Raw genomic sequence first — 24,447 nt, forward strand, 5'->3', positions numbered from 1 at the left:
CCATCGAGAATGCGCAAACCTGCGCCCGGCTCAGGACGTTGGCAATGCCCCGCACGCGCATCTCCCTCTCCCATCAGGGAGAGGGAAGGGGCCCGCGGCGTCTTCGCCGTGGGAAGGGTGAGGGCCGCCCGCGCCGGTCCAACCTCAAACGATCTCGAACAACCCCGCGGCGCCCATCCCGCCCGCGGTGCACATCGACACCACGACATAGCGCACGCCGCGCTTGCGCCCCTCGATCAGCGCATGCCCGACCAGCCGCGACCCGGTCATCCCGAACGGGTGCCCCACCGCGATCGCGCCGCCATTGACGTTATACTTCTCCGGATCGATGCCGAGATGGTCGCGGCAATAGAGGCACTGCGACGCGAACGCCTCGTTCAGCTCCCACAGCCCGATATCGCCGACCGACAGCCCCGCGCGCTCGAGCAGCTTCGGGATCGCGAAGATCGGCCCGATACCCATCTCCGCCGGGCTGCATCCCGCCGCCTGGAATCCGCGATAGATACCGAGGATGTCCTTGCCCTCGGCCTCCGCGGTCCTGCGATCCATCAGCAACTGCGCGGACGCGCCGTCCGACAACTGGCTGGCATTGCCCGCGGTCACGCTCGTGCCGGGGCCCGAAAATTCGCCGCCCGCCCACACCGTCTTCAGCCCGCGCAGGCCCTCCAGCGTCGTTCCCGCGCGGATGCCCTCGTCCTGCGACAGCGTAACGCTCTCGATCCCCGCGTGATTGCCCTGCTTGTCGAACAGCGCCTTCTCGACCGTGATCGGCACGATCTCCTCGGCAAACGCGCCGCTCGCGAGCCCGGCTGCGGCGCGCTGCTGGCTCATCGCGGCATAGGCATCCTGCGCCTCGCGGCTGATGCCATAGCGCTCGGCGACGATCTCCGCGGTCTCGATCATCGGGATATAGGCGGCCGGCTCCTTGGCGATCACGCTCGCATTGACGTAGCGCGGCGCGTCCTTGGTGACGGTGTAGCTGATCGACTCCATCCCGCCAGCCAGCGCGACATCGGCCTCGTCGCAGATGATCGTCCGCGCCGCCATCGCCACCGCGGTCAGGCCTGATCCGCATTTCCTGTCGAGCGTGAACGCCGGCACGGATTGCGGCAATCCGCCCGCGAAGATCGCCATGCGTCCTGCGTTACCGCCTTGCGTGCCCCACTGGTTGCCGATGCCCCAGAACACCTCGTCGATCCGCGCCGGATCCACCCCGGCGCGCTCGACGACCGCGTTCATCACATGCCCCGCCAGCACCGGGGCTTCGGTCGCATTGAACGCGCCGCGATAGGCTTTGCCGATAGCGGTACGGGCGGTCGATACGATGGCGGCTTCACGCATGCTGGAACCTTTCGAGGATCGGGTATGCGCCCGATCTACCGAATTGCGCGCAGGACGCAAAGCCCGAAGGCGTTACTTCATCAGCACGAGCTCTTCCGCCATCGTCGGATGCAGCGCGACCGTCGCGTCGAAATCGGCCTTGGTCAGCCCTGCCTTTACCGCCACCGCGGCCGATTGCAGGATCTCGGGGCAGTCGGGCCCGATCATGTGGATGCCGACCACCCGGTCGGTCTCGCCATCGCAGATCATCTTGTAGAGCGATCGCTCGTTGCGCCCCGCCAGCACGTTCTTCATCGGCCGGAAGTCAGACGTGTACACCTTTACTGACCCGAGCGCCTGCTTGGCCTGCGATTCGGTCATGCCAACGCCGGCCATCGGCGGGTGGCTGAACACCGCAGCGGGCACGTTGGCGTAGTCGACGCGAGTCGGCTTGTTGCCGAAGAAGGTGTCGGCGAACGCCTGCCCTTCGCGGATCGCGACCGGGGTCAGCTGGATCCGGTTGGTGACGTCGCCGACCGCGAAGATGCTGTCGCAGCTCGACCGGTTGTCCTCGTCGACCACGACCGCGCCCGCCGCGTCGAGTTCGACGCCCGCGCTCTCGAGTCCGAGCCCCTTGGTGTTCGGCAGGCGCCCGGTCGCGAACATCACGAGATCGACGACGATCGGCTCATGCCCGTGCGTGTGCACGGTCAGGCAGCCATTCTCGCCCTTCTCGATGCGCTCGAACGCGGCGTTGAAGCGGAAATCGATGCCCTTGCTCATCGAGATCTGGAGCAGCCGGTCGCGGATCGACTCGTCATAGCCGCGCAGGATGACGTCGGTGCGGTTGACCAACGTCACATGCGATCCGAACTGGTGGAAGATCCCGGCGAATTCATTGGCGATATAGCCCGCGCCCGCGATCAGCACGCGCTTCGGCACGTCGTCGAGGTGGAACACTTCGTTCGAGGTGATGCCGTGCTCGGCACCGGGAAACTCGGGCACCAGCGGGTGCGCGCCGACCGCGATCAGGATCTTCGCCGCGGTCTTCTTGCTGCCATCGGCGAGCGTGACTTCGTTGGGCCCTGAGACGACCGCGCGCTGGTGGATGATATCGACATGGTTGTTCTCGAGCGTGGTCGTGTAGGCGCCGTTGATCCGGTCGACCTCTTCCATCACGTTGTCGCGCAGCGTCGGCCAGCTGAACGCGCAATTGTCGGGCACCTGCCAGCCGAAGCGTTTCGCGTCCTTCAGATCCTCGGCGAAATGTGCGCCGTAGATCAGCAGCTTCTTGGGCACGCAGCCGCGGATGACGCAGGTCCCGCCGACGCGATATTCCTCGGCGACCGCGACGCGCGCACCATGCGCGGCGGCGACGCGCGACGCACGCGTACCGCCCGAGCCGGCGCCGATGACGAAGAGGTCATAGTCGAATTGGGTATCGGTCACGGGCTATCCTTGTACGTCGCGCCGCCGCGCTGCGGCTTTGGGTGCCATCTGGGGCAGGGGGGATGCGCGGACAAGCCCGGCGCGGCGATCAGGGTGATCGGCCGGCTCTATCGCCGACCCGCCCTGCGCATCGGCATCGCGTCGATCGTCTGCTCCAGCACGGCAGTGGGGAAGGGCTTGGCGCTGCGCAATTTCTCACCGCCGTCCTTGCCGATGAGGATCGCGGTGAAGGTGGCGGTCAGGTGGAATCTGCGGCGCAGCGCGGGAGCGGTGTCGCCAGCGCCGCGGACCTGATCGCCGACGACCTCGACGATGGTGAGGTCGCGCTCGTCGCCCTTCGCGGTCCAGCTGCCGAGGATGCGGCGCTGTTCGGCGAGCGCCGGATCCTGCGGGAAGGGGGCCGCTACGATCAGCACCCGCCGGTCCCACTTCATCTGCGCGAGGGTGGGAGAGGCGGCGAGCACTGCGGCTAAGAGGATGGACATGGAGGCGTAACGCAGAAGGTGCGGGCGCGCTCCCTCTCCTACCACCCCGGCGAAGGCCGGGGCCCAATTGGCAAGGCGTTCGTTTGGGAAACCACGGTTCGCCCAATTGGGCCCCGGCCTTCGCCGGGGTGGTGCAAGGTTGAGGTTGGGGGAAGCGCGTTCCCCCAGACCCAGCTTACCCGAACGCGCGCGTGATCAGGTCATCCGTCGAAGGATCGAACGTCTGTCCGCCCTTCTCCGCGGCCTTCGCCATCTCCTTGCCCAGCTCCACCCCGAACTGATCGAACGAGTTGATCCCCAGCAGCACGCCGTTCACGAACACGCGGTGCTCGTAGAACGCGATCAGCGCCCCCAGCGTGCGCGCATCCAGATCGTCGAGTAGCAGCGTCGACGATGGCCGGTCACCCGAATAGCTCCGCGCCGCATCCTCGACCTGCTTGCCCGCCATCAGCGCCGCACCCTGTGCAAACGCGTTGAGCAACAGCGCCTTGTGATGCTCCTCGGGCAGCGTGTCGCCGGCCTCGATCGACGCGACGAACTCGACGGGCACCAGATGCGTGCCCTGGTGGAGCAGCTGGAACACCGCATGCTGCGCCTCGGTGCCGACCCCGCCCCAGGTGATCGCCGCCGACGGCCGCCCCAGCGGCTCGCCGTCCGCGGTCACCGACTTGCCGTTCGACTCCATCTCCAGCTGCTGGAGATAGCTCGGCAGCAGCCGCAACCGCTCGTCATAGGCGAACGTCGCGCGCGTCTCGGCATGGCGGATCTGCGTGTAATACAGGTCGGCGAACGCCGCGAGCGCGGGCGCATTCTCGTGCAGCGCGGCGAGGCGGAAATGGCGATCCATCTCGGCCGCCCCCTCGAGCAGCTCCTCGAACCGGTCCCAGCCGAGCGCGATCGCGGCCGGGAACCCGATCGTCGACCACAGCGAATAGCGCCCGCCGACGCTCTCGGCGAACGGCAGGATGCGAGTCTCGTCGACGCCCCATTCCATCGCCTTTTCGGGCGCCGCAGTCAGCGCGATCACGCGACCGTACGGATCCTCGACATTATGCTCGGTCATCCACTGCAGCACCGCCTCGGCGTTCATCAGCGTTTCGGTCGTGGTGAAGGTCTTCGACGCGACCACCAGCAACGTCGCGGCCGGATCGAAGCGTTCGAACACGTCCTCCAGCGCGACGCCGTCGACATTGGCGACGATCCCGACATCATAGCGCTTGTCGTCACGCCCCAGCGAGTCGACCAGCAGCTGCGGCCCCAGCGCCGATCCGCCGATGCCGACGTGCAGGATATGCCGGACCGGCCCCAGCGCATCCGCCTCGATCGCGTCGATCAGCGTCCGCATCCGCGAATGGCTCGCCTGCGCGATCGCGACGCTCTCGGGCTTGCCCTCGCCGCGCTCGGCGGTGTGCTCGACCGCGCGACCCTCGGTGACGTTGACGACCTCGCCCGAGAACAGCGCCTGGCGCTTGCCCGACAGGTCCTGCGCCTTGGCCATCTGCTCGAACGCCGCAACCATGTCCGGGGTCAGATGCGTCTTCGACCAGTCGAAATGGATACCCGCGACGTCGAGGCTCAGCTTCGAAAGGCGCTCCGAATCCTGCGCGAACAGGTCGGTCAACTTAGTTGCGGGCAGGGCTTCGATCTTGGACCAGTCGGCGGTCATGCTACTTCTCCGAATAGACGTGCGCGCCGGTCATGCTGCAAGCGCGAGACCGCGACAACGCTCTTTCGGTGACAGGTATCCCGCGCAAGCTTGACGACGCGCGCCGTCTGCGCAAACCCGCAGACATGGCAAATGACGTGAAGACGAAACCCAAGCGGTCTGAAACGGCAGAGACGTTCCGCTTCCTGCTGAAGCTCGCGGTGGTCGTGCTGATCCTGCGCAGCTTCATCTTCGCGCCGTTCAGTATCCCGTCCGAATCGATGCTGCCCCGGCTGCTGATCGGCGACTATCTCTTCGTGTCGAAATGGAATTACGGCTATTCGCGCTGGTCGCTCCCCGCCGGCGTGCCGCTGATCCCGGGCCGCATCCTCGGCAGCACGCCGACGCGCGGCGACGTCGTCGTCTTCCGCGCGCCCGAGGTGCTCGATCACGACGTCATCAAGCGCGTCATCGGCCTGCCCGGCGAGACCGTCCAGATGCGCCAGGGCGTCGTCTATCTCAACGGCAAGGCGATCCCGAAACTCCGCATCGCCGACTTCACGATCCCGCTCACCGCCAATTTCGACGCGGAGAAATGCGGCGCGCCGTTCGTCGACGTCGCGAACGGCGTCCAGATCTGCCGCTACCCCCGCTTCCGCGAGACGCTGCCGGGTGGCCGCAGCTACGAGGTTCTCGACCAGGCCGAACTCCCCGATCGCGACGATACCGGGCTCTACACGATCCCCGCCGGCCACATCTTCGTGATGGGCGACAACCGCGACGACAGCGGCGACAGCCGCTTCCCCGCGCCGAGCGGCATGGGCTACGTCCCGCTCGAGAATGTCGAGGGCAAGGCGGTCGTCAACTTCTTCTCGACCGACGGCAATGCCGAATGGCTGAAGCCCTGGACCTGGGTCAGCGCCGCGCGCTGGAGCCGCATCGGGGAAGGCTTTTGAGCGACCTCGCCGGCTGGCTGAAGACGCTCTTCGGCCGCACACCCGCCAACCTCGCCCCCTATGAGCGCGCACTGACGCACGGCAGCCAGGCTGCGGCGAACTACGAACGACTCGAATTCCTCGGCGATCGCGTCCTCGGCCTGATCATCGCCGAGTGGCTGTACGAGCTGTTCGCGACCGACCCCGAGGGCTCGCTGTCGAAGCGTCTCAATGCGCTCGTCACCGGCCCCGTCTGCGCCGACGTCGCCCGCGAACTCGGCGTCCGCCCGCACCTCAAACTCGGCAAACAGGCGCGCGACGACGGCGCCAGCGACAGCGACAACGTGCTCGGCGACGTGATGGAGGCGCTGATCGGCGCCTGGTATCAGGAGGCCGGCCTCGACGCCGCACGCGCCTTCGTCCGCGGCGCCTGGGGCGACCGCGTCCAGGCCGGCGCCAAGGCCCCGCAGCACCCCAAGTCCGCGCTCCAGGAATGGGCCGCCGCGCACAACCGCAAGCCCCCCGAATACACCGTCGTCGAACGCTCCGGCCCCGGCCACGCGCCCAAGTTTACGATCCTCGTCTCGATCGGCAAGCTCGCGGAAGCGACCGCCATGGGATCAAGCAAACAGGAGGCCGAAACCGCAGCAGCCAAGGCGTTGTTGGAAAAGCTCGGCTGACCCGACCCTCTCCGTCATCCTGACGAAAGTCAGGATCCAGAGCCAAAAGCGACACCCTGCGTGACCCTGGATCCTGACTTTCGTCAGGATGACGGATGCGGCGGGTGCGGGAATGACGGCCGCGCGTTTTATCTGTATGACCGGCGCCGAATATCCCGATGCCGAAAAGAACCTGCGTGACCGAACCCACCACTTCCGAGACGTCCACCCCCAAGCATTGCGGCCTAGTCGCCATCGTCGGCGCCCCGAACGCCGGCAAGTCGACGCTCGTCAACGCGCTCGTCGGCCAGAAGGTCGCGATCGTCAGCCCCAAGGCGCAGACCACGCGCGCCAAGCTGATGGGCGTCGCGATCGAGGGCGACACGCAGATCCTGCTCGTCGACACCCCCGGCATCTTCGAGCCCAAGCGCCGCTTCGACCGCGCGATGGTCGCCGCCGCCTGGGGCGGCGCGGAAGGGTCGGACATCATCGCGCTGGTGGTCGACGCCAAGGGCGGAATCGGCGGTAAGGTCACGACGATCGTCGAGTCGCTGGTCGGTCGCACCGAGCCGATCTGGCTGATCCTCAACAAGGTCGATCTCGCCGACAAGACCAAGCTGCTGATCCACGCCGAAAAGCTGAACGCGCTGCTCCCCTTTGCCGAGACGTTCTTCATCAGTGCCGGCACCGGCGACGGCCTTGCGCACTTCAAGACGCAGCTCGCCAAGGCGATGCCCGAAGGCCCGTGGCATTATCCCGAAGACCAGGTGTCCGACTCGACCGAGCGCGCGCTCGCGTCCGAGGTGACTCGCGAGCAGCTCTACCTCCAGCTCCACGCCGAGCTCCCCTATGCGAGCACGATCGAGACCGAGCAGTATATCGAGCGTCAGGACGGATCGTTGGAGATCCACCAGCAGATCCTCGTCGAACGCCCGACGCAGCGCGCGATCGTGCTCGGCAAGGGCGGCGTCCGGATCAAGGAAATCGGCGCGCGCTCGCGCATCGAACTCGCCAGCATCACCGGCAAACCCGTCCACCTCTACCTGCACGTCAAGGTCAAACCCGGCTGGGACGAAGACCGCGAAACCTACCGCGACATCGGCCTCGACTGGGTCGACTGACCCGCGAGCTCACTAACCGCACTACCCTGTTCCCCCGCGAAGGCGGGGGCCCAGCCTGGGCTCCCGCCTTCGCGGGAGAACAGATTTTGGCCCGGCAATTGGCAACGCCTATGCCTATTGTATCAAACCCACGACGTCCTGAAATCTATTGATGCTATCACAGACCTCGCCCGCTGAGCGGCACGAGGATCACGCGATGCAGACCCTGATCGATGCGACGTCCGCGATCCGCTACGACCAGCTTCATCTATCCCCGGTGGCGCTGGATCTTGGCCTGTTCCAGCTCCGATGGTACGCGATCAGCTATGTCGCGATGATCGCGCTGGGCTGGTGGTATCTGCGGAAAATACTCCGCCGGTCCGGCGCGCCGATGGCGGCGGAGCATGTCGACGATCTCGTCTTCTACCTGACGCTCGGCATCATCATCGGCGGCCGCCTCGGCTATTGCCTGTTCTACCGGCCCGAGATCTGGCGCGCGCCGCTCGACGTGCTGAAACTCTGGCAGGGCGGCATGTCGCTGCACGGCGGGTTCCTCGGGGTGATCGTCAGCCTGATCCTGTTCGCGCGGCGTCACCGGCTGCGGCTGCTGCGCGTCTGCGACTATGTGGCGTGCGCGACGCCGTTCGGCCTCGTGCTGGTGCGGATCGCCAATTTCGTGAACGGGGAATTATGGGGCCGGCCGAGCTCGCTGCCCTGGGCGGTGATCTTCCCCGGCACGCAGGACGGCATCCCCCGCCACCCGAGCCAGCTCTACGAAGCCGCGCTCGAGGGCGGGCTCAGCATGATCGCGCTGGCCTATCTGTTCTGGCGCACCGACGCGCGGCTGCGTCCCGGACACCTGCTCGGGGCGGGACTGATCCTGTACGGCACCGCGCGCGTCCTGCTCGAATTCGTCCGCCAGCCCGATGCCGGGCTCGACCATCTGTGGTGGGGGCTGACGATGGGGCAGACGCTGAGCGTGCCGATGATCGGTGCCGGCATCTGGTTCTATGCCCGGTCGCTCGGGGGATCCCGCGTCGCGACCGTCCCCGCGGCATGATCACCCGCCCAGCACCTCGCTGACCCAGGCAGGCACCAGCACCCCGGCCGCCCCGATCCGGGTCTCCTCGAAGAACACGCTCCCCATCGACGGATCGAGGTTCAACTCCAGCGTCTGCGCGCCGTGATACGCCGCGGTCTGCACGAACCCCGCCGCCGGATACACCGCCCCCGACGTCCCGATCGACACGAACAGATCGGCGCGCGCCAGCGCCGCCTCGATCCGCTCCATCTGGTACGGCATCTCGCCGAAGAACACGATGTCGGGCCGAAGCGCCGCCGCGCCACACGCACCGCACACCGATCCCTCGGGCAGCGCGCCCGCCCAAGGCTCGCGGCGCCCGCAAACGCCACACAAGGCCGAGAGCAACTCGCCGTGCATGTGCAGCATCCGCGTCGCCCCCGCGCGCTCATGCAGGTCGTCGACATTCTGCGTGACGATCAGCAGCTCGCCGTCCCAAGCCCCATCCAGTCGCGCCAACGCCCGATGCGCCGCGTTCGGCTCGACCGCCGCCAACGCCGCGCGGCGAAGGTCGTAGAACCGGTGCACCAGCTCCGGATCCGCAGCGAGCGCCTCGGGCGTGCAGACGTCTTCGACCCGGTGCCCCTCCCATAACCCGCCGGGTCCGCGGAACGTCGCGATCCCGCTTTCTGCCGAAATGCCAGCGCCCGTCAGCACCACGATGGTCCGAATATCCTGCATGACCTTCAATAACCCGGCCGGGCACGGTAAGGCACCCCATACCCGCATCTGCAAAGGCGTTGCATGACCGTCATCACCGAAGCCGACCTGATCGAAAGCGTCGCCGACGCGCTCCAGTTCATCAGCTACTATCACCCGATGGATTACATCCGCGCGCTCGGCGTCGCGTACGAGGCCGAGCAGAGCCCCGCCGCCAAGGACGCGATCGCGCAGATCCTCACCAACAGCCGGATGTGCGCCGAGGGCCACCGCCCGATCTGCCAGGATACCGGGATCGTCACGATCTTCGTCAAATGGGGCCAGGATTGCCGTCTCGACTCGACGCGCTCCTTGCAGGAGGTCGTCGATGAAGGCGTCCGGAAAGCCTATCTCAACCCCGAGAACAAGCTGCGCGCCTCGATCCTCGCCGATCCCGCCTTCACCAGGCGGAACACCAAGGACAACACGCCGAGCGTGATGCATGTCGAGATGGTGCCCGGCAACACCGTCTCGATCGACGTCGCGGCCAAGGGCGGCGGCAGCGAGAACAAGTCCAAGTTCAAGATGATGAACCCGTCCGACTCGATCGTCGACTGGGTGCTCGAGATGATCCCGCAGATGGGCGCCGGCTGGTGCCCGCCGGGAATGCTCGGCATCGGCATCGGCGGCACCGCGGAAAAGTCGATGATCCTCGCCAAGCAGTCGCTGATGGGCGCGATCGACATGGCGCAGCTGAAGGAACGCGGGCCGAAGAACGACATCGAGGCGCTGCGGATCGAGATCTACGACAAGGTCAATGCGCTCGGCATCGGTGCGCAGGGGCTGGGCGGGCTATCGACCATCCTCGACGTCAAGATCTTCGACTGGCCGACTCATGCCGCGTCGAAGCCGGTCGCGATGATCCCCAACTGCGCCGCCACGCGCCACGCGCATTTCGTGCTCGACGGCTCGGGCCCGGTCTATCTCGAAGCGCCGAAGCTCGAGGAATGGCCGGATGTGAACTGGACGCCCGACAAGGCCGCTATCCGAGTCGATCTCGACACGCTGACGCCCGAGGTGGTCCAGACTTGGAAGCATGGCGACCGCCTGCTGCTGAGTGGCAAGATGCTCACCGGCCGCGACGCCGCGCACAAGCGGATCGCCGACATGCTGGCCAAGGGCGAGGAGCTCCCCGTCGATTTCCGCGGTCGCGTGATCTATTATGTCGGCCCGGTCGATCCCGTCGGCACCGAGGTGGTCGGCCCCGCGGGCCCCACCACCGCGACGCGGATGGACAAGTTCACGCGCATGATGCTCGACCAGGGCCTGCTCGCGATGGTCGGCAAGGCCGAGCGCGGCGGCGACGCGACCAAGGCAATCGCGGAGGCCAAGTCGGCCTATCTGATGGCGGTCGGCGGTGCGGCGTATCTGGTCGCGCGCGCGATCAAGGGATCGAAGGTCGTCGGTTTCGAGGATCTCGGCATGGAGGCGATCTACGAGTTCGAGGTCGCCGATTTCCCGGTGACCGTCGGGGTCGATTCGGCGGGCGAGAACGTCCACCAGCTCGCCCCGCTCGTCTGGCGCGAGAAGATCGCGCGTGAAGGGCTGCTCACCCCCGCATGATCACGCGCGCGGGCAGGAGGCGGGTTGGCCCCGTCGGGTGGACGCTTGCCGCGCTCCTCCTGCTCGCGCTCATGCTGGCCTATGCGCCGCAGGTCCTGGCGTTTCCGTTCAGCCAGCGGGTCGGCGACGTCACCGTCTATGCCGAGCGCCCGATCGACGCGCGGATCGTCGACGAACTGTCGCGCGCGGAAACGCTGTTGCGATCGAGCCCGATCTACCCGGGCCCCGTGCGCCGGTCGCTGTTCCTGACGAACGGCGGCTGGCGCTGGCGCGTACTCGCGCTCCAGTCGCCGCACGTCTTCGCGTTTCGTCGACCGTTCGGGTCGGCGATCGTCTTCAATCGGAGCGATATCGCCGCCGACCGCGTGACGACCGATCGCGACATCGGCAACACGCGGACGCTGACGGGCGTGATCGCGCACGAGACGACGCACATCATGATCGCCGACCACCTCGGCGAACTGCGCGCGGCGCTGCTCCCGACTTGGGTCGCGGAAGGCTATGCCGATCATGTCGCGGCCGAAAGCAGCCTCACCGATGCCGAAGCCGGGCATCTGCGGCGGACCGATCCCCATGCCCCCGCGCTGGCCTATCACGACGCGCGCCATCGCGTGGCGACGGTGCTGGCGAACACTGGCGGATCGGTCGACGCGCTGTTTGCGCAGCGCTGAGCCGGGGCTACCATACGGCAACGCATCGGAACGGGGCAGGCGCTCTACCGTTGGTCAACCGAACCCATCGGAGTTGCGTATCATGAAAACCGCCATCGCTCTTGCCGCCGCGCTGAGCCTGACAACAGGCGCCGCCGCGCAGACGGCCGCATCCCAGACCGCCGCACCGCAAACGGAGCGCGGGGCGCAGGGTGGTTTTGGCGGGCTTAGCAGCCTTGGTGGCCTGCTCGGTGGCGGGTTGCCGAATGTCGGGTCGGTCGGGGCTGGCAATGCGGCGGGGTTGCTCGGCTATTGCCTCAAGAACAGGCTGCTCGGGCAGGGCGGCATGCTCGGCGGCTTGACCGGCGGCCAGACCGGCACGCAGGCCAGCGGCGCGCAGTCGATCCTACAACAGCTGACCGGACGCAAGGACGTCCAGACCTCGCCGGGCTATGCCGCGGGGCAGGCGGGGCAGGTCCAGGCCGGCAATGGCCAGACGCTGTCGCTCGGTAATCTCGGCGGCCAGGTGAAGACGCAGCTCTGCAACGTCGTGCTCAAGCGCGCGAAGGCGTTCCTGTAACGCTCGCCCGCGTTCAACGCTCTCCGTCATCCTGACGAAAGTCAGGATCCAGGGTTAAAAGGCGCGTCGTTGTGGCTCTGGATCCTGACTTTCGTCAGGATGACGGAGGGTGTGGTGAGGGTAGCTGTGCCTTCGAAGATCACCAGCGCCATTCGCGCCCGCACCACCCACAAAAAACCGCCCCAAAATGAAAAGAGGCTGCCGGCTCGTCTCCCGACGAACCGACAGCCTCCTGACATGGTCAGCGGCCGGAGAGCTCCAGCCCGGAGGACCATGCGTACCACCTATCCTATGGCTCACGTGTTGACTGGGAGAGGATACTCCCCACGCAAACCGGCGGAATTAGCGGTGCGTCCCCCGAACGAACCGAACCGAACTCACTGCTGAACCATGAGACATCGGATCACCTCCTTTCGCTTGTGGAAAAAAACGCGGCCAAGCCTGACCGCAACGCCAATGTGTGCCGGACGGCGACGCGATACAAGCCTTGTTTTACAGAAGTTTTCGGGCAATCGTTCAAGGCTGTCGTTTCGTCGATTTCAGCCGCGGCAATCCTCGGTGACGCGCTCGATCTCGGCCCAGGCGGGCACCACCAGCGGCGGCAGACCGGCCTGCTGGACGACGAACCGCCCACGACTGAACCCCATCGCCTCCAGCAGCGAATCGTTCGGCATCAGCGCCGCGGCGACATAGGCGGGCGTGCTGCCCGTCGGCTGGACCGGCACGGCGCGGGTCACGCTCGACGTCCGGATCGTCAGCGGCGTCGCCGTGCTGCCCGCGCGCGACAAATAGATTTGCCGTGCGCCGGTATCGCAGCGCACCGTCAGCGCGGCGTCGGCATTGGCCGGCCCGAACAACGCGATCGAGCCGCGCGCGTCGCGCCGATACACCCAGGTCCCCGGCGAATAGGGCCAGTCGCGCCAGTCGGCGGCGATCGGCACGGGGCGCGGGGCCGGGGCGGGCGCCGGGGCCTCCGTGCGCGGCGGCGGTGCCTCGGCGCGCGGCGGCGGGACGCAGCCGGCGATCGATGCGAGCGTCGCCAGACCGGCAAGTCGCGCCAGGACGATGGGGCTGGCAAGCGATCGCAAGCCGACGGAACGGGGGGACTGGGTACGCATCGCATCGCTATGCGGCACGCCCGGCGGCGGCTCAAGCACGACGAAGCGCGCTAGCCGGGAACCGCCGCACGGTGATACCGGTTCAGCGACGGAAGATATCAGGAGAATGTTCATGTCCGACGCCGCCCAGACCCCGACCCAGCTGCTCGTCCAGGCGAGCGTTTCCGGCACGATGAAGGTCGAGAGCCGCGACGGCGATACTGTCGGCTCGGTCCACGCCTTCATGGTCCACAAGGGCACCGGCCGCGCGACGCATGCCGTGCTCAGCCTCGGCGGTTTCCTCGGCATGGGCAAGAGCTTCTACCCGCTGCCGTTCGCGCTGCTCCAGTTCGACGCGGTCCGCGACCTCTACGTCGTGACGATCGACAAGCGCGTCCTCGAAGGCGGCCCGAGCTGGGCGAACAACGCCCCCGTCTTCGACCAGGCCTATGCCGACCGCGTCGCAAGCTATTACGGCTCGAACAGCGAAGACCTCGTCGTCGGCTGATCACCAAATCGTCGGGTGCGCGTGGATCACACGCACCCGACGCCCGGCGCTTCAACGCGAGCGCGAACCGCCCATCCGCATCTTCTGGCTCTTCCCGTAGCGCGTTTTCCGCGTCCCCGGCTTGCCCTCGTTCGAGCGGCCCATGACCGGTGCCTTTTGCTGGTCCACCGGCAGCCCCAGTTCCTCGTTCTCCAGCTGGCGGATCTCGTCGCGCAGCCGCCCCGCAGTCTCGAATTCGAGATCGCTCGCCGCCTTGCGCATCTGCTTTTCCAGATCCTCGATATACGCGCGCAGGTTATGCCCGACCATGTGCGGCCGGTCCTCGTCGATCGGGATCGTCACCTGATCCTGACTCGCCACATGTGCGATGATGTCGCCGATGTTGCGGCGGATCGTCGTCGGCGTGATGCCATGCTCGGTGTTGTACGCGACCTGCTTCTCGCGACGCCGCGCGGTCTCGTTCATCGCGCGCTCCATAGAGCCCGTGACGCGATCGGCGTACAGGATCACGCGGCCATCGACGTTACGCGCCGCACGACCGATCGTCTGGATCAGCGAGGTCTCGGAGCGCAGGAACCCCTCCTTGTCCGCATCGAGGATCGCGACCAGCCCGCATTCGGGGATGTCCAACCCCTCGCGCAACAGGTTGATGCCGATCAGCACGTCGTACACGCCGAGCCGCAGATCGCGGATCAGTTCGATACGCTCGAGCGTCTCGACATCGCTGTGCATGTAGCGGACCTTGATCCCCGCCTCGTGCATATATTCGGTCAGATCCTCCGCCATCCGCTTCGTCAGCGTCGTGACGAGCGTGCGATAGCCGAGCGCCGTGGTCTTCCCGACCTCGACGATCAGGTCCTGCACCTGCTCCTCGACCGGCTTGATCTCGACGGGCGGATCGATCAGCCCGGTCGGGCGGATGACCTGTTCGGCGAACACGCCGCCGGTCTGCTCCATTTCCCAGCTTCCCGGCGTCGCCGAGACATAGGTCGTCGGCGGGCGCATCGCGTCCCATTCGTTGAAGCGCAGCGGCCGGTTGTCGATCGCCGAGGGAAGGCGGAAGCCATATTCGGCCAGCGTCAGCTTGCGGCGGTGATCGCCGCGCGACATGCCGTTGATCTGGCCGATCGTGACGTGGCTCTCATCAACGAACAGCAAAGCGTTGTCGGGCAGATATTCGAACAGCGTGGGCGGCGGCTCACCCGGCATGCGGCCGGTGAGGAAGCGCGAGTAATTCTCGATCCCCGCACAGCTGCCGGTCGCCGCGATCATCTCGAGATCGAAGTTCGTCCGCTGCTCCAGACGCTGCGCCTCGAGCAATTTGCCCTCGAGCACCAGCTCCTTCAGCCGCTCGGCCAGCTCGTGCTTGATCGCCTCGCCCGCCTGTTTCAGCGTCGGGCCGGGCGTCACGTAATGCGAGTTCGCATAGACGCGCACCGAGTTGAGCGACGCGACCTTCTTGCCGGTCAGCGGGTCGAACTCGGTGATCTCCTCGATGTCGTCGCCGAAGAACGAGATGCGCCACGCGCTGTCCTCGTAATGCGACGGGAAAATCTCGAGCGTGTCGCCCTTCACGCGGAAATTGCCGCGCTGGAACGCCGCGTCGTTGCGCTTGTACTGCAACGCGACGAGCTTGCGCACGATCTCGCGCTGGTCGACCGTCGTGCCCTTTTTCAGGTCGAAGATCATCGCCGAATAGGTCTCGACCGAGCCGATGCCGTACAGGCACGAGACCGACGCGACGATGATCACGTCGTCGCGTTCGAGCAGCGCGCGCGTTGCCGAATGCCGCATCCGGTCGATCGACTCGTTGGTCGACGATTCCTTCTCGATATACGTGTCCGACCGCGCGACATACGCCTCGGGCTGGTAATAGTCGTAGTAGCTGACGAAATATTCGACCGCGTTGTCGGGGAAGAACGACTTCATCTCGCCGTAGAGCTGCGCCGCGAGAATCTTGTTCGGCGCCAAGATCAGCGCAGGCCGCTGCACGCGTTCGATCACGCTCGCCATCGTGAAGGTCTTGCCCGAGCCGGTAACGCCGAGCAGCACCTGGTCCTTCTCGCCCTCGCCGATCGCGGAGACGAGTTCGGCGATCGCGGTCGGCTGGTCGCCCGCAGGGGCGTAGTCGCTGACGAGCTTGAACCGCTTGCCGCCCTCGACCTTGGCAGGCCGCGCGGTCGGGCGGTGCGGGACGAAGCTTTCGCCGGTTTCGGGCTCGGCGAGACTGGTGCGGATCTGAATGGCCATCGAGGGGGAATATGGGGAACAGCCATGGCAACGGCAACGGCGTTGGATGCTCCATCATTCCACTAACCACCCGTCATCCCCGCGCAGGCGGGGATCCATAACCTACGCCGTCAGCAATTTAAGGGAGAGCGTTGCCAGTCTGGATTCCCGCCTGCGCGGGAATGACGAGCGTTTTGATGCACCGCCGCTTTGTGCCCCCCCAAGCTTTGCTGTTGTTGACCCATACCCCGCGCGCCAATAATGCGACCGTTTCGCAAGCCATCGATCCGCCGACGCTCCGCCGCGCAGGCCAAGGAAAAGACGCATGACCGCCCCTATCGTCGCCGAAACCCGCGCGCCCGCGCTGATCCCCGAAACCCCCGCGTTCCTCAACGCCAAGGTGCTCTGGGTCCGCCACTGGAACGAACATCTGTTCAGCTTCGCGATCGAGCGCCCGTCGAGCTTCCGCTTCCGCTCGGGCGAGTTCGTGATGATCGGCCTTCCCCAGGAGGGCGGTAAGCCGATCATGCGCGCCTATTCGATCGCGTCCCCGCATTATTCCGAAGAGCTCGAATTCCTCTCGATCAAGGTCGAGGACGGCCCGCTGACCTCAAAGCTCCAGCTGATCCAGCCGGGCGACGAGGTGTATCTCGGCAAGAAGCCGACCGGCACGCTCGTGCTCGACGCGCTGCTGCCGGGCAAGCGCCTCTTCATGTTCTCGACCGGCACCGGCCTTGCGCCGTTCCTCAGCCTGATGCGCGATCCCGACGTCTATGCGGCCTATGAGCAGGTCATCGTCGTGCACAGCGTGCGCCGCGTCAGCGATCTCGCTTATCATGACGAGATGGTCGGGCTGCTCGCCGAGGATCCGCTGATCGCCGACGAGGCGCAGACGCAGTTCCACTATATCCCGACCGTGACGCGCGAGCCGTTCCGCACCACGCGGCGGATCGGCGCGCTGATCGAGGATGCGTCGCTGTTCGGCCACCCGGTGCGCGGCGATCAGAGGCTCAACCCCGAGACGGACCGTGCGATGCTGTGCGGCTCGACCGAGATGATCAAGGAATTCGCGGTTATGCTCGAGGCGAACGGTTTCGAGGAGGGCGCGAATTCGAAGCCCGGCACGTTCGTTATCGAGCGCGCCTTCGTCGGCTGACCCCCCGTCATCCTGACGCCCCCCCCGTCATCCTGACGCCCCCCGTCATCCTGACGAAAGTCAGGATCCAGAGCCACATAGCGCGAGCATCGTGGCTCTGGATCCTGGGTCGAGCCCAGGATGACGGACTGGGTGGCGGGCCAAGCGCATTGTCTCCGCCGCAGAACCGTGTCGATATGCCTCCTCAACCCCCAAGAGGAGAGAGTGATGATCGGCTACGCAACGCTCGGCACCAACGATATCGACGCCGCGCTCACCTTCTACGACGCGCTGCTCGCGACCGCCGGCGGCAAGCGCCTCATGCAGATGCCCGACGATCGCAAGCTGACCTTCTACGGCGCCGCCGCGGCCAAGCCGATGCTGGCGATCGGCAAGCCCTATGACGGCCAGGCCGCGACCGCCGGCAACGGCACGATGGTCGCGCTGGCGGCGGACTCGCGCGCGCAGGTCGACCAGGTCCATGCCAAGGCGATCGAACTCGGCGGCGCGGACGAAGGCGCCCCCGGCATGCGCGGGCCGGAGGAAATGGGCTTCTACGGCGCCTATTTCCGCGATCTCGATGGCAACAAGCTCTGCGTGTTCAAGATGGGGTGAACGGCACGATCGAGCGATTACCGCTCCGCCTCAATAGCACCCCGGCCTAATATACCACCCCGGCGAAGGCCGGGGTCCAGTTGGAAAGGTAGCAGTAACGAAGCGCTGTTCCCTGCCAGCAGCCGCCCCCAACTGGACCCCGGCCTCCGCCGGGGTGGTGGCTCTATCGGTGCGATGACGCGCCAAGCCTTTGAGACAAATACCCCGGCCTACCGCAGCGCCCGAACCGCTGCCGTATCGAGGCACGTCAACAACGCCGCCCGCGGCATCGGCGTCCCCGTCGCCGGCTTCACATACCCAGCAACCTCCACCGGCCGCCCGATCGCCACCGGCGCGAACCCACTCTGCCCAGTACACCGCATCGCCGCCGCGAGCAGCTTGGGCGGCGTGTCATACCCCTCGAACGACAGCCGGAACGTCCCCCAGTGGATCGGGATCGCATGCGCCGCGCCCAGCCGGCGATAGACCTCGACCGCATCGACCGGCCCGATATGGCTGCCCGACTCCATCTGCCCGTCGACGAACCGGAACGCGCCGATCGGGATCAGCGCCAGCCGGATCGGGCCGAGCGCCGCAGCCTCCACCGGCCATTGCCCGTCGCCCATCCCCGTATCGCCCGCAAAGAACACGTTCCCCCCCGGCAGCGTCACCACGAAGCTCGACCACAAGGCCCGGTTCCGATCGCTGAACCACCGGCTCCCCCAATGATGGTTGCGAGTCACGCTGACCGACACGCCCGGCTTGATCGCCACGCGCTGCCCCCAATCGAGCGCAGTCGCCGTCGCGCCGGTCTGGCCGATCACGCTGTCGTTCCCCAAACTTGTGACGATCCGCGGCCGATCGCGCTGCCAGAGCCGACCAAGCGTCGCCTTGTCGAGATGGTCGTAATGATCGTGGCTGACCAGCACGAGATCGATCTTCGGCAGCGCATCGAACGCGATCCCGGGCTCGGCGACCCGGCGCGGCCCCGCGCCGAGCGGCCCCGCCTTCTCCGCCCAAACCGGATCGGTCAGGATGTTGAGCCCCTGCGTCTGGATGAGAACACTGGCATGGCCGACCCACGTCACGACCATCCGCTCGCCCTCCACGCGCGCGGGCGGCGCGATCGGTCGCACCGCCACCGACTTAGGCCAGGCCGGCCGCCCGTCGCTGCCCGTGAAATAGTGCCAGAAGAAGCTGGCCCGACCGCCCCCCGCCGGCTGGATCTGCTGCGTATCGGCGTCATTGTCGGGGTTCGCGAAGCGCTCGCCGTCGAAGTGCGCCGTCGCCGGCCCGCGATAATAGATCCGGTCGAGGAACCTCGGGACGATCGTCACGGCCAGTGCGACGACCACGATCGTCAGCAGCACGACACCCCCGACGATCTTCAACACCAGCCGCACGTCGTTCCCCTATCCGTTGCCGGTGCGTAACGCATCGTCGCGGCCATCGTTCAGACCGCTTGGCGCGAGGCTGCAACCTCGATAGCCTCGCGCCAAAGGGGATTCCAAAATGCGTAAGCTTATCATCGGGCTATTGCTCGCGACCGCGATTCCAACGGCGGCATATTCGAAGACGGTCATGGTCGAGGAACAGTCGATCGACCAGCTCCAGGCGATGATGACCGCGGGCAAGGCCAACAGCGTCGATCTCGTCCGCGCCTATCGCGCGCGGATCGCGGCGATGGACCGCACCGGCCCGGCGTTGCGCAGCGTGATCGCGCTAAACCCGGACGCGGAGGCGCAGGCCAGGGCGCTCGACGCCGAACGCAAGGCGGGGCGCCTCCGCGGTCCGCTCCACGGCGTGCCCGTGCTGATCAAGGACAATGTCGAGACCGCCGACGCGATGCCGACCACCGCGGGCAGCCTCGCGCTCAAGGACAACATGACCCGCCGCGACGCACCCGTGGTGGCGCAGTTGCGCGCGGCAGGCGCGGTGATCCTCGGCAAGACCAACCTTAGCGAATGGGCGAACATCCGCTCGACCCGGTCGATGAGCGGCTGGAGCGCGGTCGGCGGTCTGGTGCGCAACCCCTATGCGCTCGATCGCACCGCCTGCGGCTCGTCGAGCGGCTCGGGCGCCGCGATCGCGGCGAGCTTCGCGGCGGCGGCGATCGGCACCGAAACCGACGGCTCGGTCGTCTGCCCGTCGTCGATCAACGGGCTCGTCGGGCTGAAGCCGACGCTCGGCCTCGTCAGCCGCACGCACGTCGTGCCGATCAGCCACAGCCAGGATACGCCCGGCCCGATGGCGCGCAGCGTGCGCGATGTCGCGACGATGCTCTCGGCGATGATCGCGGCCGACCCGGGCGATCCGGCGACCGCGGGGGCAGGGGCCTATCAGCGCGACTATGCCGCAGCGCTCTCGACCAGCGCGCTGTCGGGGCTGCGCGTCGGCGTGCTCCGGCCCGAGATGACCGCGGACGTCGCCGCCAGATACCAGACTGCGCTCGACGTGCTGAAGGCTGCGGGCGCGGTGCTGGTCGAGGTCAAGCAGCCCAAGCTGGACGGTCTCGGCGAGGCCGAGTTGTTCGTCCTCCAGACCGAGCTGAAGGCCGACCTCGACACCTATCTCGCGACCACCCCCGCGGCGGTCCGCACGCGCTCGCTCGACCAGGTGATCGCGTTCAACACCGCGAACGCCGCGACCGAAATGCCGTTCTTTGCGCAGGAAACGTTCGACGCGGCGGCAAGGACCAAAGGCCTGAACGACCCCGCCTACAAGGCCGCCCGCGCGAAATCGCTGCGTCTGGCAGGTGCGGAGGGGATCGACGCGATGCTCAAGAGCGCCGGCGCGACCGTGCTTGTAGAGCCGACCTACGGCCCCGCCTGGCTCAGCGAACCCGTCTACGGCGATCAATATGGCGGCCCGAGCTCAAGCGAACTGCCAGCGGTCGCAGGCTATCCGAACCTGACCGTGCCGATGGGTCTGGTCCGCGGCCTGCCGGTCGGCCTGTCGTTCATCGCCACCAAATACGGCGACGCGGCTGTGCTCGGCGCCGGCTATGCCTATGAGCAGCGCGCAAAGGCCCGCGTCGCCCCCCGCTACCGACCGACCGCCGACGTCGGCCCCGGCTTGGAAGCGGTCCGCTAGCCTCGCAAACCTACCGTCATCCTGACGAAAGTCAGGACCCAGAGTAAAGAGCGTGGCGCCAATGGCTCCGAGTCCTGACTTTCGTCAGGATGACGGGTGGGGGACTGTGTGCGTCGAAGCGGACGGGGGAAAAGGGTTCAGCTCGCCCGCCGCGCGAAATTCCACTGCCACAGCATCAGCAACGGCACGACCACCGTCTCCATCACCAGCCCGAGCACATGCCCCTGCGACGGCACCCCCACCGCCAGCAGCGAAACCCCGCGCGACAGTCCCCCGACGAAGATCAACCCGCCCAGCAACCGGAACCGCGCGCCCTTGCGCTCGACATCCGGAATGCAGCTGACGAACCCCAGCCCCGTCGCGAAGAAGATCCCCGAGATATAGCGGAAATGGCTGTCCAGATCGCGCGGCACCTCGGTCAGGTGCCCGAACGGCGCAGGCCCATGCAGCACGCCCTGGCCGCCGACGATCAGCGGCAACAGGCACGCGACCGCGATCACCGCCTGCAACAGCCGCTTTTCGACGATCACGACAGGTCCTTCAGCAATTCCGGCCGGATCCGGAACGCGCGCAGCGAGATCCGCACCTCGACGATGAACGACACGAGCGCCGCGATCAGCAGGATCATCGCGAGGATGAAGCACAACGCGACCGCGGTGCCGAAATGCAGCTTGGCGAGCTCGGCGATGAACAGCAGCGCGATCAGCACGCAGGTCATGATCGCGCTCGACACCGCGAGGAACAGCGCGGCGTTGATGATCGTCATCCGCCGGTCGAGCAGGCGAAGCTCCCAGACGTAGCGATGATGGTCGGGCCCGGTAATGCTGCCGTGCATCAGCTCGAGCTTCCGCGCGCGGTCGATCACGCGCGACAGGCGCCCCGCCAGCACGTTGAGCAGCTGCCCGATCCCCGCCAGCATGAACACCGGGGCAAGCGAGAGCTGGATCGTCTGGGCGATGGTCGAGATGGCTGGGATCGTCGGCATGATGCCACCATGGTGGGGAATGCGCGCGATTGCAAAAGGCCGCATCAGCAAAAGAGCATGCAATCGTAACCTTCTGCGCGGTATCCAGGGGCCATGTCCAAGCCGATGCTCCTGGCCGACTTCGTCCGGCTGCCCCCCATCGTCCGCGGCGACGTGGTCGAGGGGCTGGCCGCCGCGATCGATATCGTCGCCGAGCGCGGCGCGCAGAGCCACCGCTTCCTCCGCTTCGGCTGGTACGCCGCCGCGCTCGCCGCCTATGGCGGGCAAGCGCGGACGCTGGTGGTCGAGCAGGAGGACGCGCCCGTATTGGCGCTGCCGTTCGTGCCGCTCGGTCCTCGCCTGTTCCGGCTGGCGACGATCCCCGGCTGCTACTGGCCGTTCCGCAGCTTCTGCCTCGCGCTCGACGCCGGCGAGGCTGCGCTCAAGACCGCGCTGTCGACGCTGGGGGCACACGTCAACGGCCTGCGGATCGGCCCCGTCCATGACGACGACCCCGCCGCCACCGCGCTGGTCGCGGCGGCGCGCGCAAGCGGCTGGGCCGCGATCGACCGGCCGATCGGGCAGAACTGGTCGCTCGATCTCCGCCCCGCCGCCGACGGCCAGCCCTGGCCGCGCAATTCGACGCTGCGCAAGAATCGCTCGCACGAAAAGCATCTCGCCGAGCATGGCGCGCTCGACTGGCGCTTCTTGTCGGGCACGGACTGGCCCGCCGCGTTCGCAGACCTCGGCGCGGTCGAGCAGGCAAGCTGGATCGCGCACGCCACCGATCGCACCGACATGAAATTCACCACCGACGGCCATCTCGCCTTCTGGCAGGCCGCGGTCGCCGACCCGGTGCTGGCGGGCATGTTCCGCGCCGCGCTGCTCAGCGTCGAGGGCGTGCCCGCCGCCTTCTCGTTCGACATCGATACCGGCGCGCTGCTGTACGCGATCGCCAACAGCTACGATCCGCGCTTTGCCAGGCAGTCGCCGGGCAAGCTGCTCTACTGGCGCAACCTGGTCGCCGCGCAGGCCCGCGGCATCCAGCGGGTCGACTGGGGCGCGGGCGACAGCGGCTACAAGCAGGTCATCGGTGCCACCGCCGGCGCGCCGATCCGCGACTGGATCCTGTTGCGCCCCGGCCTGTCCGCGACGATCGGCCGCCTGCTCGGCTGGCTATGGCGCCGGAGCGGCCAGCACGCTCGTTAAAGCGCGCGCTTACCCCACGCTCGCCGAGAACCCGTCCGCCGCCCCGCGCAGCACGCCGAGCTGGTCGTCGACATCGCCGAACGCATGCCCCAGCTGGTCGATCTCGGTCGCCACCGCTTCGGTCTCGACCCGGATCGTCGCGATCGTCGTCGACATCAGGTCCGCCGCCAGCGCGGTCTCGTCGACCGCGGCGGTGATCGCGGCGGCGGTGCGGGCCTGTGCCTCCATCGCGTGGCGCAGGCGTTCGGCGCTGTGCTGCACCTCGGTCACCGTCGTCTTGATCAGGGCATTGGTCGCGACCGTCGCCGCGGTCGCCGACTGGATCGCGGCGATCTTGGCGGCGATATCGTCGGTCGCGCGCGCAGTCTGGTTGGCGAGGCTCTTCACCTCCTGCGCCACTACCGCGAAGCCACGCCCGGCGTCGCCCGCGCGCGCCGCCTCGATCGTCGCGTTCAGCGCGAGCAGGTTGGTCTGCCCGGCGATGCTGCGGATCAGCCCCAGGATCGATTCGATCGATTGCGCATGGTCGCTCAGCACCCTGGACACGCCCACCGCCTCGCCGGTCTGCGTGCAGGCGCGGTCGGCGATCGCGGCGGCGGCCTCGACTTCGGTCCGCGCATCCTCGATCGCACGGATCAGCCCGGCGGTGGTCCGCGCGGTTTCGCGCATCGCCACCGCGGACTGCTCCGCCGCCGATGCGACTTCGCTCGCCTTGCCGAGCATCCCGCGCGTCGAGTCGGAGGCGCCCGCCGCCTGCACGCGGATCCGCGCGCCCAGCGCGGCGGTCTGCTCGATCGACGCGGCGATGCTCCCGCGAAAGTCGGTCGCCCTGGTCTGGCGTTCGACCCGCGCGGCTTCGGCATCGCTGGCGCCGAGATGCGACGCCATGATGTCCGCCTCGATCAGCGCCAGCCGCTGCACCACGTCGCTCAATGTCCGCATCGTCGCCATGTCGGTGCCCAGCCGATCCGCGACCAGCGTCAGCGTGACGCTGTGCGCAAAGGCGAGCGACGAGAGCAGGGCGGGCAGGGGGATTCCCGATCGATACGAATCCTCGGCATGGCTGATCGCCATCGCCTTCCACGCATCGTCGGTGGGGTCGCCGTAGCGCAGCCGGACATAGTCCGCGCTCGAGGCGATTCGCCGTTCGATCGCCTCGGGCGTGAGATGACGCACGATATGCCGCGCCGACTCCAGCGACAGGTAATGCCGCCAGAACGTCTCGGCGATCTGGCGGCAATCGGCGGGCGTGAGCAGCACGCCCAGCGTCGCGCAGGCGGGGCCGATCGCCCCGTCCCAGTCGTAATCATGCACGCGGTCGCGCAGCGGCCGCTGATCCGCGCCCCAGTTCCGGGCGGGATTGCGCGTGGCCCGGCTGGCTTCGGAACCGGTCTGTGGCCCCCCGTCTTTGACGGGTCGGCCGGATATCCCCTCCTGATACTCCATTATTGC

General features: G+C 67.2%; 23 protein-coding genes. 12 read left to right on the top strand and 11 right to left on the bottom strand.

The window, feature by feature from the left end; all coding sequences use genetic code 11:
• Positions 1–144 precede the first annotated feature (144 nt).
• The 4 genes from EV283_RS14545 to pgi form a co-directional block, all read right to left on the bottom strand.
• The gene (locus EV283_RS14545; protein WP_130326538.1) at positions 145–1,341 is read right to left on the bottom strand and encodes a thiolase family protein; all 1,197 of its coding nucleotides are present in this window, start codon (positions 1,339–1,341) and stop codon (positions 145–147) included.
• Between the two features lie 72 nt (positions 1,342–1,413).
• Complete coding sequence (gene gorA / locus EV283_RS14550) at positions 1,414–2,769, bottom strand: glutathione-disulfide reductase (protein ID WP_130326540.1); 1,356 nt, start codon at positions 2,767–2,769, stop codon at positions 1,414–1,416.
• A 107-nt stretch (positions 2,770–2,876) separates the two neighbouring features.
• Positions 2,877–3,254, bottom strand: a complete 378-nt coding sequence (locus tag EV283_RS14555) for a DUF4174 domain-containing protein (RefSeq protein ID WP_130326542.1) — start codon at positions 3,252–3,254, stop codon at positions 2,877–2,879.
• A 175-nt stretch (positions 3,255–3,429) separates the two neighbouring features.
• Positions 3,430–4,920, bottom strand: coding sequence for a glucose-6-phosphate isomerase (gene pgi / locus EV283_RS14560; protein WP_130326544.1), 1,491 nt, complete (start codon positions 4,918–4,920; stop codon positions 3,430–3,432).
• 125 nt (positions 4,921–5,045) lie between these two features.
• On the opposite strand from pgi, the gene lepB reads away from it, so the two are divergent.
• From lepB to lgt, 4 genes are all read left to right on the top strand, one after another.
• The gene (gene lepB / locus EV283_RS14565) at positions 5,046–5,855 is read left to right on the top strand and encodes a signal peptidase I (protein WP_130326546.1); all 810 of its coding nucleotides are present in this window, start codon (positions 5,046–5,048) and stop codon (positions 5,853–5,855) included.
• Positions 5,792–6,514, top strand: coding sequence for a ribonuclease III (rnc, locus tag EV283_RS14570; protein ID WP_130326548.1), 723 nt, complete (start codon positions 5,792–5,794; stop codon positions 6,512–6,514). The genes lepB and rnc overlap by 64 nt, the downstream gene beginning before the upstream one ends.
• Before the next feature lie 158 nt (positions 6,515–6,672).
• Positions 6,673–7,614 carry a GTPase Era gene (gene era, locus EV283_RS14580; RefSeq protein ID WP_130326552.1) on the top strand — a complete coding sequence of 314 codons (942 nt, stop codon included), beginning with the start codon at positions 6,673–6,675 and terminating at the stop codon, positions 7,612–7,614.
• 196 nt (positions 7,615–7,810) lie between these two features.
• Positions 7,811–8,653 (top strand): prolipoprotein diacylglyceryl transferase, encoded by an 843-nt coding sequence (lgt, locus tag EV283_RS14585; RefSeq protein WP_130326554.1) that lies wholly within the window; start codon positions 7,811–7,813, stop codon positions 8,651–8,653.
• Here the strand turns inward: lgt and EV283_RS14590 are convergent, their stop codons facing one another.
• A complete protein-coding gene (locus tag EV283_RS14590; RefSeq protein ID WP_130326556.1) occupies positions 8,654–9,355 on the bottom strand; it encodes an NAD-dependent deacylase in 702 nt (233 codons plus the stop codon).
• 63 nt (positions 9,356–9,418) lie between these two features.
• Here EV283_RS14590 and EV283_RS14595 point away from each other — a divergent pair, with 63 nt between their 5' ends.
• From EV283_RS14595 to EV283_RS14600, 3 genes are all read left to right on the top strand, one after another.
• Complete coding sequence (locus EV283_RS14595) at positions 9,419–10,936, top strand: fumarate hydratase (protein WP_130326558.1); 1,518 nt, start codon at positions 9,419–9,421, stop codon at positions 10,934–10,936.
• Positions 10,933–11,607: a hypothetical protein gene (locus EV283_RS19190; protein ID WP_165391794.1), complete on the top strand. Its 675-nt coding sequence runs from the start codon at positions 10,933–10,935 to the stop codon at positions 11,605–11,607. Before EV283_RS14595 ends, EV283_RS19190 begins: the two co-directional genes overlap by 4 nt.
• Before the next feature lie 82 nt (positions 11,608–11,689).
• Positions 11,690–12,166, top strand: a complete 477-nt coding sequence (locus EV283_RS14600) for a DUF2501 domain-containing protein (RefSeq protein ID WP_165391795.1) — start codon at positions 11,690–11,692, stop codon at positions 12,164–12,166.
• A 539-nt stretch (positions 12,167–12,705) separates the two neighbouring features.
• Here the strand turns inward: EV283_RS14600 and EV283_RS14605 are convergent.
• Positions 12,706–13,284: a hypothetical protein gene (locus EV283_RS14605; RefSeq protein ID WP_242615988.1), complete on the bottom strand. Its 579-nt coding sequence runs from the start codon at positions 13,282–13,284 to the stop codon at positions 12,706–12,708.
• A 112-nt stretch (positions 13,285–13,396) separates the two neighbouring features.
• Between EV283_RS14605 and EV283_RS14610 the strand changes: the two genes are divergently transcribed.
• Positions 13,397–13,771 (top strand): PRC-barrel domain-containing protein, encoded by a 375-nt coding sequence (locus tag EV283_RS14610; RefSeq protein WP_130326561.1) that lies wholly within the window; start codon positions 13,397–13,399, stop codon positions 13,769–13,771.
• 51 nt (positions 13,772–13,822) lie between these two features.
• Here EV283_RS14610 and uvrB read toward each other — a convergent pair whose 3' ends face one another.
• Entirely contained in the window at positions 13,823–16,021 is a 2,199-nt protein-coding gene (gene uvrB / locus EV283_RS14615; protein ID WP_107957827.1) for an excinuclease ABC subunit UvrB, read from the bottom strand.
• Positions 16,022–16,325: 304 nt separating this feature from the next.
• Between uvrB and EV283_RS14620 the strand changes: the two genes are divergently transcribed.
• Complete coding sequence (locus EV283_RS14620) at positions 16,326–17,156, top strand: ferredoxin--NADP reductase (RefSeq protein ID WP_130326563.1); 831 nt, start codon at positions 16,326–16,328, stop codon at positions 17,154–17,156.
• Positions 17,157–17,363: 207 nt separating this feature from the next.
• On the top strand, positions 17,364–17,750 hold the full coding sequence (locus EV283_RS14625) for a VOC family protein (RefSeq protein WP_130326565.1): 387 nt from the start codon (positions 17,364–17,366) through the stop codon (positions 17,748–17,750).
• Between the two features lie 209 nt (positions 17,751–17,959).
• Here EV283_RS14625 and EV283_RS14630 read toward each other — a convergent pair whose 3' ends face one another.
• Positions 17,960–19,123: an MBL fold metallo-hydrolase gene (locus tag EV283_RS14630; RefSeq protein WP_130326971.1), complete on the bottom strand. Its 1,164-nt coding sequence runs from the start codon at positions 19,121–19,123 to the stop codon at positions 17,960–17,962.
• Between the two features lie 118 nt (positions 19,124–19,241).
• On the opposite strand from EV283_RS14630, the gene EV283_RS14635 reads away from it, so the two are divergent.
• Positions 19,242–20,822, top strand: a complete 1,581-nt coding sequence (locus EV283_RS14635; protein WP_130326567.1) for an amidase — start codon at positions 19,242–19,244, stop codon at positions 20,820–20,822.
• Between the two features lie 137 nt (positions 20,823–20,959).
• Here EV283_RS14635 and EV283_RS14640 read toward each other — a convergent pair whose 3' ends face one another.
• Together EV283_RS14640 and EV283_RS14645 are read right to left on the bottom strand one after the other, a co-directional pair.
• Positions 20,960–21,352: a DUF4345 domain-containing protein gene (locus tag EV283_RS14640; RefSeq protein ID WP_130326569.1), complete on the bottom strand. Its 393-nt coding sequence runs from the start codon at positions 21,350–21,352 to the stop codon at positions 20,960–20,962.
• Complete coding sequence (locus EV283_RS14645) at positions 21,349–21,807, bottom strand: DUF2721 domain-containing protein (protein ID WP_056416547.1); 459 nt, start codon at positions 21,805–21,807, stop codon at positions 21,349–21,351. Before EV283_RS14645 ends, EV283_RS14640 begins: the two co-directional genes overlap by 4 nt.
• Before the next feature lie 93 nt (positions 21,808–21,900).
• Here EV283_RS14645 and EV283_RS14650 point away from each other — a divergent pair, with 93 nt between their 5' ends.
• Positions 21,901–22,995, top strand: a complete 1,095-nt coding sequence (locus EV283_RS14650) for a GNAT family N-acetyltransferase (protein WP_130326571.1) — start codon at positions 21,901–21,903, stop codon at positions 22,993–22,995.
• A gap of 9 nt (positions 22,996–23,004) precedes the next feature.
• Here EV283_RS14650 and EV283_RS19585 read toward each other — a convergent pair whose 3' ends face one another.
• Complete coding sequence (locus tag EV283_RS19585) at positions 23,005–24,441, bottom strand: methyl-accepting chemotaxis protein (protein WP_130326573.1); 1,437 nt, start codon at positions 24,439–24,441, stop codon at positions 23,005–23,007.
• Positions 24,442–24,447 lie beyond the last annotated feature (6 nt).

Source organism: Sphingomonas sp. BK036 (genome assembly GCF_004216825.1).
Lineage (GTDB): Bacteria > Pseudomonadota > Alphaproteobacteria > Sphingomonadales > Sphingomonadaceae > Sphingomonas.